This is a genomic window from Serratia sp. AXJ-M, assembly GCF_046531865.1.
Classification (GTDB): Bacteria; Pseudomonadota; Gammaproteobacteria; order Enterobacterales; family Enterobacteriaceae; genus Serratia; species Serratia liquefaciens.
Genome location: NZ_CP059394.1, coordinates 4,822,733 through 4,841,152 on the forward strand (window position 1 = coordinate 4,822,733; position 18,420 = coordinate 4,841,152).

16 protein-coding genes are annotated in these 18,420 nt (G+C 54.3%); 13 read left to right on the plus strand and 3 right to left on the minus strand.

The window, feature by feature from the left end:
- Window positions 1–9 precede the first annotated feature (9 nt).
- Both H0S68_RS22440 and H0S68_RS22445 read right to left on the minus strand, forming a co-directional pair.
- Window positions 10–807, minus strand: coding sequence for an alkaline phosphatase family protein (locus tag H0S68_RS22440; protein ID WP_020837195.1), 798 nt, complete (start codon window positions 805–807; stop codon window positions 10–12).
- Between the two features lie 11 nt (window positions 808–818).
- Window positions 819–1,880 carry an ABC transporter substrate-binding protein gene (locus H0S68_RS22445; RefSeq protein ID WP_020837196.1) on the minus strand — a complete coding sequence of 354 codons (1,062 nt, stop codon included), beginning with the start codon at window positions 1,878–1,880 and terminating at the stop codon, window positions 819–821.
- 193 nt (window positions 1,881–2,073) lie between these two features.
- Here H0S68_RS22445 and H0S68_RS22450 point away from each other — a divergent pair, with 193 nt between their 5' ends.
- Window positions 2,074–2,784 (plus strand): UTRA domain-containing protein, encoded by a 711-nt coding sequence (locus H0S68_RS22450; RefSeq protein WP_201895949.1) that lies wholly within the window; start codon window positions 2,074–2,076, stop codon window positions 2,782–2,784.
- A 36-nt stretch (window positions 2,785–2,820) separates the two neighbouring features.
- On the opposite strand, the gene metH is transcribed toward H0S68_RS22450, so the two are convergent.
- Window positions 2,821–6,501, minus strand: a complete 3,681-nt coding sequence (metH, locus tag H0S68_RS22455) for a methionine synthase (RefSeq protein WP_410529030.1) — start codon at window positions 6,499–6,501, stop codon at window positions 2,821–2,823.
- A 362-nt stretch (window positions 6,502–6,863) separates the two neighbouring features.
- Here metH and iclR point away from each other — a divergent pair, with 362 nt between their 5' ends.
- The 12 genes from iclR to gntU all read left to right on the plus strand — a co-directional run bounded on the left by iclR (window position 6,864) and on the right by gntU (window position 18,373).
- Window positions 6,864–7,694 (plus strand): glyoxylate bypass operon transcriptional repressor IclR, encoded by an 831-nt coding sequence (gene iclR, locus H0S68_RS22460; RefSeq protein WP_020837199.1) that lies wholly within the window; start codon window positions 6,864–6,866, stop codon window positions 7,692–7,694.
- A gap of 75 nt (window positions 7,695–7,769) precedes the next feature.
- Window positions 7,770–8,669: a GntR family transcriptional regulator YhfZ gene (gene yhfZ, locus H0S68_RS22465; protein WP_142816277.1), complete on the plus strand. Its 900-nt coding sequence runs from the start codon at window positions 7,770–7,772 to the stop codon at window positions 8,667–8,669.
- Window positions 8,670–8,829: 160 nt separating this feature from the next.
- A complete protein-coding gene (locus tag H0S68_RS22470) occupies window positions 8,830–9,714 on the plus strand; it encodes a hypothetical protein (protein ID WP_410529031.1) in 885 nt (294 codons plus the stop codon).
- Between the two features lie 144 nt (window positions 9,715–9,858).
- On the plus strand, window positions 9,859–10,209 hold the full coding sequence (locus tag H0S68_RS22475; RefSeq protein WP_020837202.1) for a hypothetical protein: 351 nt from the start codon (window positions 9,859–9,861) through the stop codon (window positions 10,207–10,209).
- 80 nt (window positions 10,210–10,289) lie between these two features.
- Window positions 10,290–11,465 carry a YhfX family PLP-dependent enzyme gene (locus H0S68_RS22480; protein ID WP_020837203.1) on the plus strand — a complete coding sequence of 392 codons (1,176 nt, stop codon included), beginning with the start codon at window positions 10,290–10,292 and terminating at the stop codon, window positions 11,463–11,465.
- Entirely contained in the window at window positions 11,462–12,691 is a 1,230-nt protein-coding gene (locus H0S68_RS22485) for a phosphopentomutase (protein WP_201895945.1), read from the plus strand. The genes H0S68_RS22480 and H0S68_RS22485 overlap by 4 nt, the downstream gene beginning before the upstream one ends.
- Entirely contained in the window at window positions 12,688–13,587 is a 900-nt protein-coding gene (locus H0S68_RS22490; protein ID WP_130015880.1) for a phosphotriesterase-related protein, read from the plus strand. Before H0S68_RS22485 ends, H0S68_RS22490 begins: the two co-directional genes overlap by 4 nt.
- Window positions 13,587–13,940, plus strand: coding sequence for a DUF2620 domain-containing protein (locus H0S68_RS22495; protein ID WP_020837206.1), 354 nt, complete (start codon window positions 13,587–13,589; stop codon window positions 13,938–13,940). The genes H0S68_RS22490 and H0S68_RS22495 overlap by 1 nt, the downstream gene beginning before the upstream one ends.
- 10 nt (window positions 13,941–13,950) lie before the next feature.
- A complete protein-coding gene (locus H0S68_RS22500) occupies window positions 13,951–15,252 on the plus strand; it encodes a YhfT family protein (RefSeq protein WP_128864481.1) in 1,302 nt (433 codons plus the stop codon).
- A 59-nt stretch (window positions 15,253–15,311) separates the two neighbouring features.
- Entirely contained in the window at window positions 15,312–16,184 is an 873-nt protein-coding gene (locus tag H0S68_RS22505; protein ID WP_020837208.1) for an acid phosphatase, read from the plus strand.
- Window positions 16,185–16,499: 315 nt separating this feature from the next.
- On the plus strand, window positions 16,500–17,039 hold the full coding sequence (gene gntK, locus H0S68_RS22510) for a gluconokinase (protein WP_020837209.1): 540 nt from the start codon (window positions 16,500–16,502) through the stop codon (window positions 17,037–17,039).
- A complete protein-coding gene (gntU, locus tag H0S68_RS22515; RefSeq protein ID WP_410529032.1) occupies window positions 17,036–18,373 on the plus strand; it encodes a gluconate transporter in 1,338 nt (445 codons plus the stop codon). Before gntK ends, gntU begins: the two co-directional genes overlap by 4 nt.
- Window positions 18,374–18,420: the final 47 nt, after the last annotated feature.

Genomic DNA, 18,420 nt, shown 5'->3' on the forward strand with positions numbered 1-18,420 from the left:
GGCTCACCCTTAGGCCAACAGCGCACGGCAACGCGGCTTGTCGTGCGGTATCTGCAGCACTTCGCACAGGGTGCCACACAGGTCGGTTTGCTGCGGATTAGCGTCGCTCTGGCTGAAGGCGTCACCGAAGACAAACAGCGGCACCTGTCGCTCTTCCGGCAACACGCCGCCGTGGCTGCGATCGTCATTCATACCGTGATCGGCGGTGACCATCACCTGATAACCCGCATTCAGCCAGTCGGCCAAATAGCGCGACAGTACGCCGTCGGCGTTGCGCGCCGCATTGCGGTACTGCGGCGATGACAGGCCAAAGCGGTGCCCTGTGTCGTCAATGTTCATCGGGTGGATCAGTAAGAAATCGGGTTGATGACGGCGGCGCAAGCTTTCCGCATCGTCAAACAGGTGAGAATCCGGGTAACGGTCGTCGTAATAAAAATGGCCGTGCTGGATCGGCAGCTCGGCATCGTCGGTATGGCGATCGCGCGCGGGGTCGAACGGGGTACGATTGTACAGCTCACTGAACCAATGATAGGCCGCTGCCGCGGTAGTCAAGCCCGCGGCACGAGCGTAGTGAAACACGCTTTGCTGATGCGAGAGGCGTGACACCTGGTTATGCACCACGCCACTCTCCACCGGCGGCACACCGGTGAGGATGCATTCGTACAGCGGTCTGGAGAGCGAGGGCAACTCGCTCTCCAACTGATACAACCGTCCGCGCCCTGCCGCACATTCGGCCTGCAGATAGCCCATGGCGTCGTGTGCCACCTGATAATTCAGACCGTCCAGCAGCACGAGGATAGTTTTCATGATGGTTTAACTCACTGCTGCATAAACATAATGACGTTTTCCTGCCACTGGCGCGGCAGCGTTTTGGCACTTTGCTCCCAGGCCGCCGGATCGGCGATCGGGTGAGCATTCTTATACTGTTCTGCCGGCAGCAGCTTGGCTTTGACATCGTCTGGCAACGTCAGGTGTTCCGCTCGGATTGGACGCGCATAGCCGCGCGCCAGGTTGATTTGGCCTGCGTCTGAGAAAATGTATTCGCGTGCCAGCTTGGCGGCATTCGGGTGTTTGGCGTATTTGTTGATAATGGTGGTATAACCGGAAGTGATAGATCCGTCAGAGGGGATCAGCACTTCAAAGCGGGTTTTGTCGATCTGGTCGCGGTAGTTCAAACCGTTAAAGTCCCAAACCACCCCCACCTGCACTTCGCCCTTTTCCAGCGAGGCGATCACCGGGTTGCTCAGGCTCAGGCGCCCGGCCTTGGCCAGCTTGCCGAAGAATTCCAGGCCCGGCTTCAGGTTCTTTTCGTTCCCGCCCATCGCGTAGGTTGCCGCCAGCACGCCGCTGGCCGCCTGTGAAGCGGTGCCGACGTCACCAATAGTGACCTGATAAGTGCCCTTCAACAGATCTGCCCAGCTGTGGGGGATCTCTTTCACCTGTTTTTTATTGATAATGAAGGCGATGGTGCCGGTATAGGCCAGTGCCCAGTGGCCGTCCTTGTCTTTGGCCCAGTCAGGTACCTGTTCCCAGGTGGAAGGTTTATACGGCTGGGTCACCCCTTTTTGTACCGCGATAGGGCCGAATGCCGCGCCCACGTCACCAATATCCGCCGTAGCATTGCTCTTTTCTGCATCAAACTTGGCAATTTCCTGCGCCGAGCTCATGTCGGTATCGACATGCTTCAGGCCGTACTTGCTCAGCAGATCCTGCCAGGTATCTTTCCAGTTAGCCCAGCTGTCCGGCATGCCGACGCTGTTGACTTCCCCTTCCTTCTTGGCAGCCTGTTCCAGCGCCGCCAGATCGGAATCGGCTGCCCAGCTCATTTGACTGGTCAGGACAATGGCACTGGTTAACACAGAAGCGCACAAACGTTTCATAACTGATGCTCCGGGTGGTAGTGTGGGAGTGACTGGACTAGTCCAGCAAGAACCAAGCCAATCTAACGGACGAATGTGATAATTATATGTCAGTCTAAAAAAGCAGCGGTTTTATCGCATTTGGCGTGTTCGTCAGCCCTTCGCTGGTCTACCTTTAGCGGGGATAAACGCACTAAAATGGGGCATCTGTTGCATGAGTGAAGTATCGACAACCGTGGCGACCATCTGCCAGACGCTGAACGCCCGGATCGCCGTGGGGGAGTTCAGCGCCGACGGCAAATTGCCTTCGGAACGTGCTCTGAGCGAACAGTTTTCCACCACCCGTATTACGCTGCAGGAAGCGCTCGGTCAGTTGGAGGCGCAGGGTGTGATCTACCGTCAGGTGAGGCGCGGCTGGTTTATCTCGCCGCCGCGGCTGATTTACAACCCTCTGCAGCGCAGCCACTTCCACGCCATGGCGCAACAGCAAGGGCGTGATGCCCATACCGAAGTGATCGACAGCGCCACCGTGCCGCTGCGCGAAGATCTGAGCCAAAAACTGGCTTTACCGTCCGGTAGCGAGGTCTATCGCATTCGTCGGTTGCGCTACATCGATGGCCGCGCGGTGCTGTATTGTGAGCACTACCTCAACCCGGCCTACTTTGCCGGCATTCTGGAGGCAGATTTAACCCAGTCGCTGACCGGGCTGTATGCCGAACGCTACGGCATTCGCTACGGGCGGGTACGTTTCGATATGCTGCCAACCCTGCTGTCGCAGGAAGCGGCAGCCATGCTGAAGGTCACCTACGGCAGCCCGGCGTTATTTATTACCCGGGTTAACCGCGATCAGCACGATCGGGTGATTGACTGCGATTTGGAATACTGGCGATACGACGCGCTGCACATTGACGTCGAAGCGTTGTAATGACATGGGCGCATTGCTGCGCCCATCAAGAAAGGATCAGTCGGCGTCGTAACCGAGATTAGGCGCTAACCAGCGCTCAACCTCGCCGACGCTCATGCCTTTGCGCGCCGCATAATCTTCAACCTGATCGCGCTGGATCTGCGCCACCGCGAAATATTTGCTTTGCGGGTGGCTGAAGTACCAACCGGATACCGCCGCCCCCGGCCACATGGCGAAGGACTCAGTCAATTCCATGCCGGTATGACGGTTAACGTCCAGCAGTCGCCAGATCTCCGCTTTCTCGGTGTGCTCCGGACAGGCCGGATACCCCGGCGCCGGACGAATGCCCTGGTAATTTTCGCGGATCAGCTCTTCGTTACTCAGGTTCTCGTCGCTGGCAAAGCCCCAGTGCACCTTGCGCACCTGTTCATGCAGGTACTCGGCGAAAGCCTCCGCCAAACGGTCGGACAGCGCCTTCACCATGATTTTATTGTAATCATCGTGCTGCGCGTCATAGGCCGCCGCCAGTTCATCCTCTTCCAACCCACCGGTCACTGCGAAAGCCCCGAAGTAGTCGGCCTTACCGCTGCTTTTCGGCGCGACGAAGTCGGCCAGGCAGTAGTTCGGGAAGTCGGTTTTTTCGGTCTGCTGGCGCAGATGGCGGCTGACCACCAGCACCTCATCGCGATTTTCGTCGCGATAAACTTCGACATCGTCACCGACCCGGTTAGCCGGGAACAGGCCATAAACGCCGCGCGGGTTGAGGCTGCCGTTAGCGGCCAGCATATCCAGCATCTGGTTGGCGTCAGCAAACAGCCGCTTGGCTTCTTCCCCCACCACTTCATCTTCCAGAATGCGCGGGTATTTGCCCGCCAGCGACCAGGTCATAAAGAACGGCGTCCAGTCGATGTAATGCCGCAGCGTCTCGATACTGGCTTCGACCGGGTAAACGCCCAGTTGCTTCGGTACCGGTGGCTGATAATTTTCCCAGTCCAGCACCATGGCATTCGCGCGCGCTTTCTGCAGGTCAACCGGCGGAGTTCGCGGTTTCTTACGTGCGTGCTGAATGCGGACGGTTTCGTATTCTTTACGGGTTCGCGCCACAAAATCGTCGCGCTGAGCGTCGGAAAGCAATGCCGACACCACGCCCACGGTACGCGAGGCATTTTGTACGTAGGTGGTTGAGCCGCTGTAATTCTGCTCAATCTTCACCGCAGTATGGGCCTTGGAGGTGGTAGCGCCGCCGATCAGCAGCGGCAGGGTAAAGCCCTGACGCTCCATCTCTTTCGCCACGTTGACCATCTCGTCCAACGACGGGGTGATCAGTCCGGACAGGCCGATAATATCCACATTTTGCTCGCGCGCGGTTTTCAGGATTTTCTCCGTCGGCACCATCACGCCCAGATCGACAATTTCATAGTTGTTGCACTGCAGCACCACGCCAACGATATTCTTGCCAATGTCGTGCACGTCGCCCTTCACCGTCGCCAGCAGGATTTTGCCTGCCGTTGAGCCCTTTTGCTTGCTGGCCTCAATGTACGGCTCCAGATAGGCCACCGCCTGTTTCATCACGCGGGCGGATTTCACCACCTGCGGCAGGAACATCTTACCTTCGCCGAACAGATCGCCGACGACGTTCATGCCCGCCATCAGTGGCCCTTCGATCACTTCGATCGGGCGATCCGCCCTCTGTCGGGCCTCTTCGGTATCGAGCTCGATAAACTCGGTGATGCCTTTTACCAGCGAGTATTCCAGTCGTTTTTCGACCGGCCAGCCGCGCCATTCCGCCTGCTGCACCGCCACTTCGTTGTCTTTGCTGCCGCGGTATTTCTCCGCCAGTTCCAGCAGCCGTTCGGTCCCGTCGTCACGACGGTTGAGGATCACGTCTTCCACCGCATCGCGCAGCTCAGCCGTCAGATCGTCGTAGATCGCCAACTGCCCGGCGTTAACGATCCCCATGTCCATGCCGTTGCGGATCGCGTGATACAGGAACACCGCGTGGATCGCTTCGCGTACAGGATCGTTGCCGCGGAATGAAAACGACACGTTGGACACGCCGCCGGAAATCATCGCGTGCGGCAGGTGAGTTTTGATGTCGGCACAGGCTTCGATAAAGTCGACGGCGTAGTTGTTATGCTCTTCAATACCGGTAGCAACGGCGAAAATATTCGGGTCGAAAATAATGTCTTCCGGCGGGAAGCCGACGCGCTCGGTCAGAATTTTATAGGCACGGCGGCAAATCTCGAATTTGCGCTCGCGCGTGTCGGCCTGGCCCACTTCGTCAAACGCCATCACCACCACCGCGGCACCGTAACGACGCACCAGCTTGGCATGATGAATAAAGGCCTCTTCGCCCTCTTTCATCGAGATGGAGTTAACGATGCCTTTGCCCTGAATGCACTTCAGGCCTTTTTCGATCACCGACCATTTGGAGGAGTCGATCATGATCGGCACCCGGGCGATATCCGGCTCACCGGCGATCAGGTTGAGAAAACGCACCATCGCCGCTTCCGCGTCGAGCATCCCCTCATCCATGTTGATGTCGATAATCTGGGCGCCGCTTTCCACCTGCTGGCGAGCAACCGCCAACGCTTCGCTGTATTTCTCTTCTTTGATCAGCCGCTTAAAGCGTGCCGAGCCGGTCACGTTGGTACGCTCACCCACGTTGACGAACAACGTTTTGGCATCGATGTTTAGCGGCTCCAGCCCCGCCAGACGGCAGGCCACCGAGATCTCCGGCAGTTTGCGCGGTGGCACGCCCGCCACGGCCTTGGCCATGGCAGCAATGTGCTCCGGCGTGGTACCGCAGCAGCCACCGATGATATTCAGGAAGCCGGCTTGCGCCCACTCCCCAACCTGCCTCGCCATCTCTTGCGCATCCAGATCGTATTCACCGAACGCATTAGGTAAACCGGCATTGGGGTGTGCAGTGACGTAGCTTTCCGATATACGCGACAGTTCGGCAACGTATTGACGCAGTTCATCCGGCCCCAGCGCACAGTTCAGGCCAAAGCTCAGCGGTTTGACGTGGCGCATCGAGTTATAGAAGGCTTCGGTGGTTTGACCGGACAGGGTTCGGCCGGAAGCATCGGTGATGGTGCCGGAAATCATGATCGGCAGCGAAACGCCCAAGGCTTCGAATTCGGTTTCCACCGCGAAGGCGGCGGCCTTGGCGTTCAGGGTATCGAAGATGGTTTCGATCATGATCAGATCGACACCGCCCTCCACCAGCGCACGCGTCGACTCGCGGTAGGCTTCCACCAGTTCGTCGAAAGAAACGTTACGAAAAGCCGGATCGTTGACGTTCGGCGAAATAGAGGCGGTGCGGTTGGTCGGCCCCAGCACCCCGGCCACATAGCGCGGCTGCTCTGGGGTACGCGCAGTCCATTCGTCTGCGCAGGCACGTGCCAGGCAGGCGGCCTGATAGTTAATCTCGGCGGACAGCGACTCCATATGGTAGTCGGCCATGGCGATGGAGGTGGAGTTGAAGGTATTGGTTTCGAGGATGTCGGCTCCCGCTTCCAGATAGCCGTAGTGAATGGCGGTAATGACCTCGGGCTTGGTCAGCACCAGCAGGTCGTTATTGCCTTTCAGATCGCTTTGCCAGTCGGCAAAACGCTCACCGCGAAAGTCGCTCTCTTCCAGACGGTAGCTTTGGATCATGGTGCCCATGCCGCCGTCCAACACTAAAATTCGCTGCGCTAACTGCCGGCGCAGTTGTTCTACTCGATTCACCACCCCTATCCCCTTTATCTTTCAAGCCACTGCTATATTGACCCCTATGTAAAATTACCGGGTCACTATGTCACCATCACCCATACCCTAGGGATTTCAAGTTGCGGCTAGGCGCCCAGCCTGTTCATCCCCTGGAGCTTACTAAGGTAAGTGACTGGGGTGAACACGTGCAGGCAACAACGCTGCGGCTTGAAAGACGACGGGTATCGGTCATCCTAGCACAGGTTGTGCCGCTAAAGGGGCGAGCGGTTATTGAGAGTTTTTCAGGTTGTCTGGCAACACATCCGATGAGCTGATTGACGGCTTGCATTTCACACGTAAAAAACGAAAATGAATTCCATCATACGGAAAAAGGAATGTGAATCATGGTCACCCCCGTTCCCGCCAAACGTGGCAAGAAGCCCCGCGCTGCATCTCCAAGCGCCAGTGCGGCAACCGGTCAGGTACAGTCGCTGACCCGTGGCCTGAAATTATTGGAATACATTGCCGAAGCCCAGGGTAACGTGGCGCTGACCGATCTGGCCCAACAGGCGGGGTTACCGAACTCCACCACTCACCGTCTGCTTTCCACCATGCAACAGCAAGGGTTCGTGCGTCAGGTCGGCGATCTGGGTCTGTGGACTATAGGTTCACACGCCTTTGTGGTGGGCAGCAGTTTTCTGCAAAGCCGTAATCTGCTGGCGATGGTGCACCCCACGCTGCGTCGCCTGATGGAAGAGTCTGGCGAAACGGTTAACCTGGCGGTACTGGATACCAGCGAGTACCAGGCGATAATTATCGACCAGGTGCAATGCACCGCGCTGATGCGCATGTCTGCGCCCATCGGCGGCAAACTGCCGATGCACGCCTCCGGTGCCGGCAAAGCCTTTCTGTCCACCCTGCCGGACGATCAGGTCACCAAATTGCTGCATAAAAAGGGCATGCAAACCTATACCCAGCATACGCTGACGCCGCACAACCTGAAGGAAGGGCTGGCGCAGATCCGCAAGCAGGGTTTCTCGTTTGACGATGAAGAGCATGCGCTGGGTCTGCGCTGCGTGGCGGCCTGCATTTTTGACGAGCACCGCGAAGCCTTCGCTGCCATTTCGATTTCCGGCCCCGTATCGCGCATCACCGACAACCGCGTGATTGAGCTGGGCGCCTTGGTGATCCATGCCGCAAAAGAGATCAGCCTGGAATACGGTGGCGTACGTTAAAGTGGAGCAATGCCGTTGCATTAAACCTTCAAATAATCGAATATTAGACGTTTTATCGCCCCCAACGAGCCGCCAATGAGAGATAAATTCATTAAGAAAGAAGGTATTGCGCTTATCCAACTCGCCAGATATTTGCTGGATGAGAAGCCGATGAACCGGTTACGCACTATCGATGAACTCTCTGAAAGTTTTGGCCTTTCCGTCGGCATTGTGCAAAACGCACTTAAATCGCTGGAAAGCAGTGGCTGCATTCAGTTGGAACGGCGCGGCCGCAACGGGACGCAATTAAAACAGTTAAACTATCAGGCGCTCCTTACCCAGGCCGATATTGGCAATATTGTTTGTGCGATGCCACTGCCCTACACCAAACTTTATGAGGGCTTAGCCAGCGGTCTGAAAATACAGTTTGGGCAAATACCGCTTTACTACGCGCATATGCGCGGAGCCAGCGTACGTATCGAATGCCTGCTGGATGGTATCTACGATATGGCCGTCGTATCCCATCTGGCCGCCAGACAGGTCTTACAGGAGGGCAAAGCCCGTATTGCGCTGGAGTTAGGCGCGGGATCCTATGTTTCAGGCCACCAGATGGTTTACCGCCGTGGCGAAGAAAACAGCATCCGTCGTGTGGGCCTGGATCCTCGCTCGCCAGATCAACGTCAATTGTCCGAACTCTATTTCCAGGGGCAAGAGATCGAATATGTCGATACGCCTTATCACGACTGTTTAAACCAAATAGAAAAAGGCAATATTGATTCAGCTATCTGGAACCTGGTGCAGAACTTTGCCAGTGACACCCTGGGCGCGATCCCCTTGCAAGGTCACCCTTCCTATATTCAAGCCTCTGAAGCCGTGCTGCTTATTCGCAGCGATGACGCTCTCATTCAGCGTCTTGTGGCACGTCAGGTTGACAAGAAGCAACTGCTGCAACACCAGAAAAATGTCGTTTCGGGAAAGGAAGAACCTTTTTACTGATTAGGCTTTGTATATAATTAATGCCAGCCGTTATTTACAGCTTTCCGATAATAAAACCCTTCATGCCATATTAATACCTTTAAAGAGGTATAAAATAACCGCGTTAGTTTGTTCCGGAATCATATCCAATGTGTCAGGAATAGAGATAAGGAATGTGAAAATGAAACGCGAAGATAAATATAATCACGGTGACTACACTGATTTTCTAACGGCAATAAGAACCTTTGAATGCTCTATTGATCCTAAAGATGCCGACTATTATGACAAGCATTACGAAGATGACAAAGCAGTAACCTATCAACAAGTTGAGTATCCAGGTCGCGTAATTCGCGATAAAAATGGCGTTCCCCTGCACAGCACCACGTCAATAAAAGGCTATTTCATTAAGCTTGGCATTGATAAACTCTATACGCGTGGCTCCAGCGATCCTGAGATGTTTCGCCAGATGCAGTATGCTGTGATGAATTATCTGGGTTTTGTCGGTTATCAATTCAGTGAGCATGACCTTTGGGATCTTGGTTATTACTCCCATTATGATAATGAACAGCTCCCCATGTACTATTCAGATGTCGACGTCAGCAATTGGTCCAATGGAGTGCGAGAAAAAATAATGGATCTTCCGGGCGGGAAAATCCATGTTACCGACGTGAATACCTGGAAGGGGACATTTACCGGCAAACATGGCATCAATTCTTTCACCGATGTTATCGATCCAGATAAGCAAGAATTTATTGCCCTCGACCATTTCGACAATAAATACCAAAATATTGTTTTGCAGTTAGCCGACCATGGCAAAACCCTGAATGATTATCTGGGGAGTACGCTATGCTGGAGTGAATGCCAGCCCAAATTAGCCCCACCCGGTGGCCGTCCTGATGAGGTAACCCTCACTTTATCCGGCTTACTGGCCGGCGCTCATTTACGTGGGGCGGAAGGCGTTATCGCCCTGTTGGTCAAGCATGAAAATCATGCTGATGAGAACAAAACGGCCATATTGCAGTATGTCTATGATTTTGGCGGCTACAGTACGCCTTATGACCAGTAAATCTGGTATGAGTTTGGCAGGCGTCGGGTATGGCGCCTCATTATAATTTGTGATCTTGTTCAAGTAATAATCGCTTCCCCGTTGTCGTCCGTTATGCGCTCACTTACCATTTCATTTATATATTCAAAAAAATGAGGATATAAAATGATACACCAGGGCCTGAACACGCTGCGACAAGCCAAAGTGATTGATGAAGACATTTATCAGGGAATGCTGGCCGTCGTCGAACAACTGCAACAGCATTGCCAATGCCCCTTACCCGCAGAGCAAGGCTGGTTGGCGATCGCACACATGGCCAATGCACTAATGCGTTGCCGGCAGCAGCAAACCGTCTCACCGTTGGACAACGAAATATTGGCGGAAATAGCGGAAGCAGGGAAATTGGAAGTGTTGCGCGAGCTCAATAATGCCCTGATGAAAAACTTTACCCTCGAACTCCACCCCGATGAAGAAGGCTACCTGCTGGTCAATTGGTACAGCTTGAGCAAAGCATAATCGCCATGAATAATTTCTCTTAAATATTCAAATAAATGAATATTTTCCACAAGGATGACAAACCAGGAGTAAAGGGAACGATGTTTATTACTGCATTACAACGTCAGAATCCTGCGCTGATCGGCACTGCCGTATCACTGTGGCAACAGCGAATCCTTCGCCCGGATAGCTACGTGATCGATGTTGATACCGTAGAGGAAAACGCCCGACACATATTGCAAATCGCTCAGCAGCATCACCTGACGCCTTATGTCATGAGCAAACAATTTGGCCGTAACCCTTGGTTATGCCAACGCATTATCAATCAGGGTTTTCCGGGCGCCGCCGCTGTCGATTTCAAAGAAGCGCAGCAGCTAATGCAGCATCGCGTTCCCTTGTGCCACGCAGGGCATCTTGTCCAGATCCCTGACGGTGAGATCGCCGCCATTCTGAAGCAGCGGCCAGAAGCGATCACCGTCTTTTCGGTTGAAAAAGCCCGCAGCGTCGCTGAACAGGCAAAAAAAATAGGCATCACGCAATCTTTATTGCTGAAAGTCTATCAGGAAGGCGACCTCCTCTACCCTGGGCAAGAGGGCGGCTTTCTGCTTGATGATGTCGTGGCCGCCGCCAGACAAATAGCACAGCTGGGGCATGTACAGGTGGTCGGCGTCACCCATTTCCCTTGCCTGCTTAGCCACAAGGCCGGCGATATCCCACAGACAACCCCCAACTTTGCCACCCTGATTGAAGCTGTGGCTCGCCTGCGTCAGGCCGGCTTCCAGATATGCCAAATCAATGCCCCCTCCGCCAATAGCTGCTCGTCGTTGCCGATGCTCGCACAGCTTGGCGTGACCCACATTGAGCCGGGGCACGCATTCACAGGAACCTTCCCGGCGAACGTTTTTGGTACTGAGCCAGAACGCCTGGCAATGCTATATCTGACTGAAATATCTCATCATTATAAAGAGCTCAGTTTTTGTTATGGCGGCGGGCACTATCGCCGCAGCCACGTCCAACACGCGCTGGTGTTCACCCCTGATGGTCAGATGAGCCAAACCGAAGTGGTGCCGCCGGAGGACCACAGTATTGATTATTACCTGGGGCTACGCGGGACCTTCCCTATTGGTAGCGTAGTCATCATGTGTTTTCGCACACAAATTTTCGTTACCCGCAGCGACGTCGCCATGGTGTGCGGTATTTCGCGGGGTGCCCCGCAGCTTGCCGGGGTATTCGACAGCCAAGGTAACAGACTCAGCCATTCAGGAGATGCCCGGTGAAAAAATTTGTGGTTATTGTTTTAGATGGCTTCGGTATCGGCGCCATGGACGATGTCGCCCACCAGCGCCCTCTTGATATTGGGGCCAATACCTGCGGCCACATCTTGCAAAAATACGGCCTGCTACGGCTGCCGGCATTAGAGAAGCTGGGCCTGATTAACGCTTTGGGATATCAGCCAGACAATGTCATGCACCCCAATCCGGCGGCAAACTACGGCAACGCAAATTTGCAGCATCAGGGGGCCGACTCCTTTATGGGGCATCAGGAAATCATGGGCACTCGCCCTGACATCCCGTTATTGATGCCCTTTTCTCAGGTCAGGGAACAGGTGGCTTCGGCGCTCAATAAGGCCGGGTACCAGGTTGAACGTGTCGCGGTCGAGGATGGTTTATGCTACCTGCGAATTAACGGATGCGTCGCCATCGGCGATAACCTCGAGACCGATCCCGGCCAGGTTTATAATGTGACTGCCAATTTGGATGCCATTGATTTCGCCACCGTTCGCACCATTGGTGACATCGTTCGCAGCCAGGTTCACGTCGGCCGGGTGATTGTCTTTGGCGGCAACATTGGCAGTAATGCCGCTTTGCACAATGCCGCCGAAACCCGCGCAAAGCGCTATGTCGGGATCAATGCCCCCAAGTCAGGCGTCTATGGCCATGGCTTTACCGTTGTCCATCTCGGTTATGGCGTCGATGCAAGCCAGCAAACCGCCGCCAGTTTGCACTCATCAGGCGTGCCCACGGTGTTAATCGGCAAAGTCGCAGATATCGTCATCAATCCTCACGGAACAAATTATCAGGGTATTTCAGATTCGGAAGAGATCATGCAATTGACCTTGCAGGCGGTCGAACTGCCGGGACAGGCCTTTATCTGCACCAATATCCAGGAAACAGATCTGGCCGGCCATGCCGAAAACAGCGATCGCTACGCTGAGCGATTACAAGTCGTTGACGGTTACCTGGCGCAATTACTGGCTCGACTCGGTCAAGATGACGCCCTGGTGGTGATGGCCGACCATGGAAATGACCCGACGATTGGTCACTCGCGCCATACCCGAGAAAAAGTGCCATTACTCTTCTGGCGCCCCGGCGTTCAAGGCGTCTATTTGGGCGAACGCTCAACCCTGGCTGATGTCGGGGCTACGGTCTGCGACGCATTTGGCGCTCCGGCACCTCAAAACGGCCATTCGTTCTTCCCGCAAATGAATAAGGGACAACCATGAATCCTTCATCGCAATTTGATCGACGTGGCTATACCTATGCGCACGAACATCTGCATATTGATCTGTCGCCGTTCAAACAGAATATTGATTGCCGATTGGATTGTTACGCACTCCTCGTGGATGAAATGAAAACGCTGGTCAATAAAGGCGTATTGAACCTGGTTGAGGTCACGAACCGCTATATGGGGCGTAATCCTCAATTTATGCTGGATTTGATGCAAGAAACCGGCATAAACATCCTGGCATCAACCGGTTACTACCAACAGGATTTCTATCCGCCACATGTTGCTCAGCGCAGCGCGCAGCAGTTGGCGCAAGAAATGATCGACGAGATTGAGCACGGCATTGACGGCACAACGCTTCGCGCCAGCGTAATTGCAGAAATTGGCAGCAGCGAAGGCACCATTACCCCAACGGAAGAGAAAGTATTCCATGCTGCTGCCCTGGCACATTTAGCCACCGGAAAACCCATCTCTACGCATACCAGTTTCAGCACCATGGGATTGGAGCAGTTGCAGCTATTAATGCGCCATGGTGTATCCGCCGAACGTATTGTTATTGGCCACTGCGATTTACGCGATCAGTTGGACACCTTGCTGAGGATTACTGAAACCGGCGCTTTTATTCAATTCGACACTATCGGCAAAAACGATTACTACCCGGACGAAAAGCGCGTGGCGACATTGCTGGCACTTTCTCAACGCGGACTATTGAGCCAGGTAATGCTTTCCATGGATATCACCCGACGTTCCCACCTGGCCGCAAATGGCGGGCTGGGATTCAGTTATCTCATTGATAGATTCGTCCCCATGCTGCTGCAAGCTGGGATACCACAACAAGATATTGACCATATGCTGTGCACCAATCCAAACACTTTCTTCAGAGGACAAGAATAATGAAAAAGATCGGTATTGCAGGTTTACAACGCGAGCAAATTAAACAAGCTATCGAATCAGCCGCCCCCGGTAAATTTGAGTGCTTTATTCAAAATGACATGGAAGCGGCCAGTAAAGTCAAAAGTGGCGAACTGGATTACTTTATTGGCGCCTGTAATACCGGCGCCGGTGCAGCGTTATCCATCGCTATTGCGATTATCGGTTATAACCGCTGCTGCACCATTGCCAAACCGGGAATACAGGCAAAAGAAGAACAAATAATAAAATGGGTCAACGAAGGCAAAGTGGCCTTTGGCCTTTCGGTGGAACATGTTGAACATGCCATCCCGATGCTGATGGGTCATTTGAATTAAGGGGGTATCCATGGAGCAGTATTTGCATATTGTTATTGTCGCTTTGCTAACGGGAATGACCTCGCTGCTTTCTCATCGTTCCGTTGCCGTATTTCACGACGGTATTCGTCCGATTCTGCCGCAATTGGTCGAAGGGAATATGAATCGCCGTGAAGCCGGCAGCATTGCATTTGGTTTGAGCATCGGCTTCGTCGCATCCGTCGGGATCTCCTTTACCCTCTCAACCGGGCTGTTGAACAGTTGGTTGCTGTTTTTACCCACCGACATCATCGGCGTACTGGCCTTTAACAGCTACCTGGCTTTCGCTTTGGGCATGGCCTGGGGAGTATTGGTGCTGACCAGTTTGGTGCCGATCAATACCCTGCTGACCGCGCTTCCCGTGGATATCCTCGGTTCACTGGGCGAGCTTTCCAGCCCGGTGATTTCGGCCTTCGCGCTGTTCCCACTGGTGGCTATTTTCTATCAATTCGGCTGGCGCCATAGCCTGCTGGCCGCCGTCGCCGTACTGATGTCGCGCGTCATTGTCGTGCGCTTTTATCCTTCACTCTTTCCAGAGTCGATTGAGATATTCGTCGGTATGGTGATGCTGCTGGGGATTGCGATATTTCGTGATATCTCACAGCGCAAGCATCATGAAGTAAACCATGGCACCTCTGTTTTCGAGGAGAGAACCTCTCGCATTATCAAGAATCTGCCGCTGCTCGCCATTACCGGTGCGCTAATCTCGACGGTTGCCAGCCTTAAGCTGTTTGGAGGGTCTGAGGTTTCGATCTATACGCTGGCAAAAGCCTGGGCCCCCGGCGTATCTCCGGAAGAATCCGCTGCGTTGGTCAATCAAGCTGCGCTGGCTGAGTTTATGCGTGGTTTGGGCTTTATTCCGCTCATCGCCACCACCGCGCTAGCCACTGGGGTGTACGCCGTCGCCGGTTTTACCTTCGTCTTTACCGTCGGTTATCTGGCCCCCTCGCCCTGGTTAGCGGCCATTTTAGGTGCCCTGACCATCACGTTGGAAGTGCTGTTGTTGCGGACTATCGGCCGTTGGTTAAGCAGCTATCCCTCGGTTCGTAATGCCTCAGACAGTATCCGCAATGCGATGAACATGCTGATGGAATTTGCTTTGCTGATCGGCGCTATTTTCGCCTCTATCAAGATGGCGGGCTATACCGGCTTTAGCATCACAGCTGCCCTGTACTTCCTTAATGAAGCGCTGGGGCGTCCTATATTGAAAATTGCCGCCCCGGTAGTGGCGACCATAATATGCGGTATTTTACTGAACATTTTGTATTTTTTAGGGTTGTTCGTCGTTAATTAACCGAATATTTTAAACGGAATGTCTGACTAAAGTCGCAATAAAAACACAGGGAAATAATAATGAAAATAGAGAATAATCAAAACACAACCCGCTCAAAGTGCTTTGCAGTATTAGCATTACTGTTGGGTTCTACGGCATTTTTATCGGCGGCCCACGCAAACAACGATACCGCACCCAATAACGATCCTGCTGAAACCTGGCGCACCGATTATAGCGATATCGGTTACCCGAACGTGGGTTTTTCCCCTTATATCAAAGGTTGGATTAATGGTTATCTGACACCGGCAGATTATCCTGACGGCGCAAAAATTCTGCCGCCGCCGCCAAAAGAGCATTCCGCAGCAGCAAAAAGCGATATTGAAACGTTCCATGAATTACGACAGCTGCGCGATACGCCACGCGGCCAGTTGGCGATCGAAGATGCCAAGCTCTCCTTCAACCATATTGGCAGCGCATTTTCACCGGCGCTGGGCATCACTATTTCACGTAAAAATACGCCTCATTTGCACCTGCTCCTCAGCCGTGTTTTTACCGATGCAGGTTACGCCTCCAATGACACCAAAAAAGCGTTTAGCCGGATTCGGCCCTACTCGGCATTACGTATCGATAGTTGCACGCCCAAGGAACATAGCGCGTTAAGTAACGACGGCGGCTCTTATCCCTCCGGTCATGCCGTCACCGGGATGATGTGGGCCATGACGTTAACCGCCATGGAGCCACAGCTGGCAACCCCGTTAATGAAAAAAGGCTATGAGTTTGGTCGTAGTCGCCTGATCTGCGGCGTACATTGGGAAAGTGATGTCAACGCGGGTCGTTTCCTTGCTGCCGGCGCTTTCGCTCGCCTCCAGGCCAGCCCCGAATATCAAAAACAATTCCGCGAAGCCAAGCTGGAAGTCGATCGTCTGTTAGCGCAAAAACAAGGCAGTAAATAAACGTCAGCGCTGATTACCCGGCGCATCAGACGAAAATCATCATCGTAAAAATGCCCAGGTTTGCGCAGAGAGTGTCGCTGCGCAAGCCTTTCTCCATGACGATTATCCCCATCGTGACGCATGCTCACTGCTCAACTTCAACGAGGTTTCATGTCTGGATGACAGCCTGAAATAGTTGAAGCCGATCACAAATAATGACTTTGCCAACGGAAGCCGATTGCAACCGGCGAAACTTCCTTCGACAATGTTACCGATAACATGTTACCGGTAACAAATAATGCAAGGTAACGCCACTTGTCGTTTTGGAGCTAAGCCATGACCAATAATCAAAACCGTATTTACGTCATTATGGGCGTTTCCGGCAGCGGCAAGTCTGCCGTGGCCGCCGCAGCGGCCCGCCAACTGTCTGCCGGGTTTCTTGACGGTGACTTTCTGCACCCGCGCAGCAATATCCTGAAAATGGCCGCCGGTGAACCGCTGAACGATGACGATCGCGCCCCATGGTTGGCTGCCCTCAACGATGCTGCCTTTGCGATGCAACGCACCAATACTGTTTCGGTCATTGTCTGTTCGGCGCTGAAAAAGCACTACCGCGATCGCCTGCGCGCCGGTAACGGCAATCTGTCGTTCATCTACCTGCACGGCGATTTTCCGGTGATCGAAGCCCGCCTGGCTGCGCGTAACGGCCACTTCTTCAAGCCACAGATGTTGGTAACGCAGTTTGCGGCGCTGGAGCAACCGGGCGCGGACGAAAGCGACGTTATGTCCGTAGATATCAACCAGCCGCTGGAAGCCGTCATCGCCGATACCGTGCGACATATCCAGAGTTTCCTGCCACAGGACGTGTGCGCGTGAATACTGTAACGCTGGTCGGTACTGCAGTCGGCTCGGTTCTATTACTGCTGTTTCTGGTGATGAAGGCACGCATGCATGCCTTCATCGCGTTAATGTTGGTGTCTATCGCTGCCGGTATTTTTTCCGGCATGCCGTTGGACCGCATCGCCGATACCATGCAAAAAGGCATGGGCGATACGCTGGGTTTCCTGGCGATCGTCGTGGCGCTGGGCGCCATGTTCGGCAAGATACTGCATGAGGTCGGCGCACTCGATCAAATTGCGGCACACTTGCTGAAACGTTTCGGCCAAAGTAAAGCCCATTACGCGCTCGGTATCGCCGGGTTGATCTGCGCCCTGCCGCTGTTCTTTGACGTGGCGGTGGTACTGCTGATCGGCATCGTGTTTGCCGTCGCACGTCGCACCGACGGCAATATCGTCAAGCTGGCCATTCCCTTGTTCGCCGGCGTCGCCGCTGCGGCTTCCTTCCTGCTGCCGGGGCCGGTCCCAATGCTGCTGGCGGCGCAAATGAAAGCCGACTTCGGCTGGATGATCGCCATCGGCCTGGTCGCCGCCGTCCTCGGCATGCTGATTGCAGGCCCATTGTACGGCAGCTTTATTAGCCGCTTCGTTAACTGGCCAATGCCGGCAGACGAAAACGAACCGACACTCAACAAAGGCAACCTGCCGTCATTTGGCTTTAGCCTGGCGCTGGTACTCTGCCCACTGGTGCTGGTCGGCATGAAAACCATTGGTGCACGTCTGGTCACGCCAGGTTCTCAGCTGCAGCAGTGGCTGGAGTTTATTGGCCATCCGTTCACCGCCATTTTAATCGCCTGCCTGATCGTGATTTATGGGCTGGCAAAACCGCGCGGCATGACCAACGAACAAACGCTGGCCATCTGTTCGGCTGCAGTGCAGCCCGCCGGGATCATCCTGCTGATGACCGGTGCAGGCGGCGTATTCAAACAAATCCTGGTGGATTCCGGCGTAGGTCCGGCACTGGGTGACGCCATGATTGGCACCGGTTTGCCGATCGCCGTAGCCGCCTTTGCATTATCCGCTATGGTACGCGTGATCCAAGGCTCCGCCACCGTTGCCTGCCTGACCACCGTTGGCCTGGTGCTGCCGGTGACCAGCCAGTTGGGGCTCGGCGGTGGGCAGCTGGCCGCGCTGGCTATCTGTATTGCCGGGGGGTCTATCGTGCTCAGCCACGTCAACGATGCCGGTTTCTGGCTGTTCGGCAAGTTTACCGGCGCCAATGAGCTGCAAACGCTAAAAACCTGGACGGTGATGGAAACTATCCTTGGCAGCGTGGGTGGCATCATCGGCATGATCGCTTTCACCCTGTTTTAAATCACGATAACGACATAACACCGCCCCCGGCCTTTGCACATCAGGGC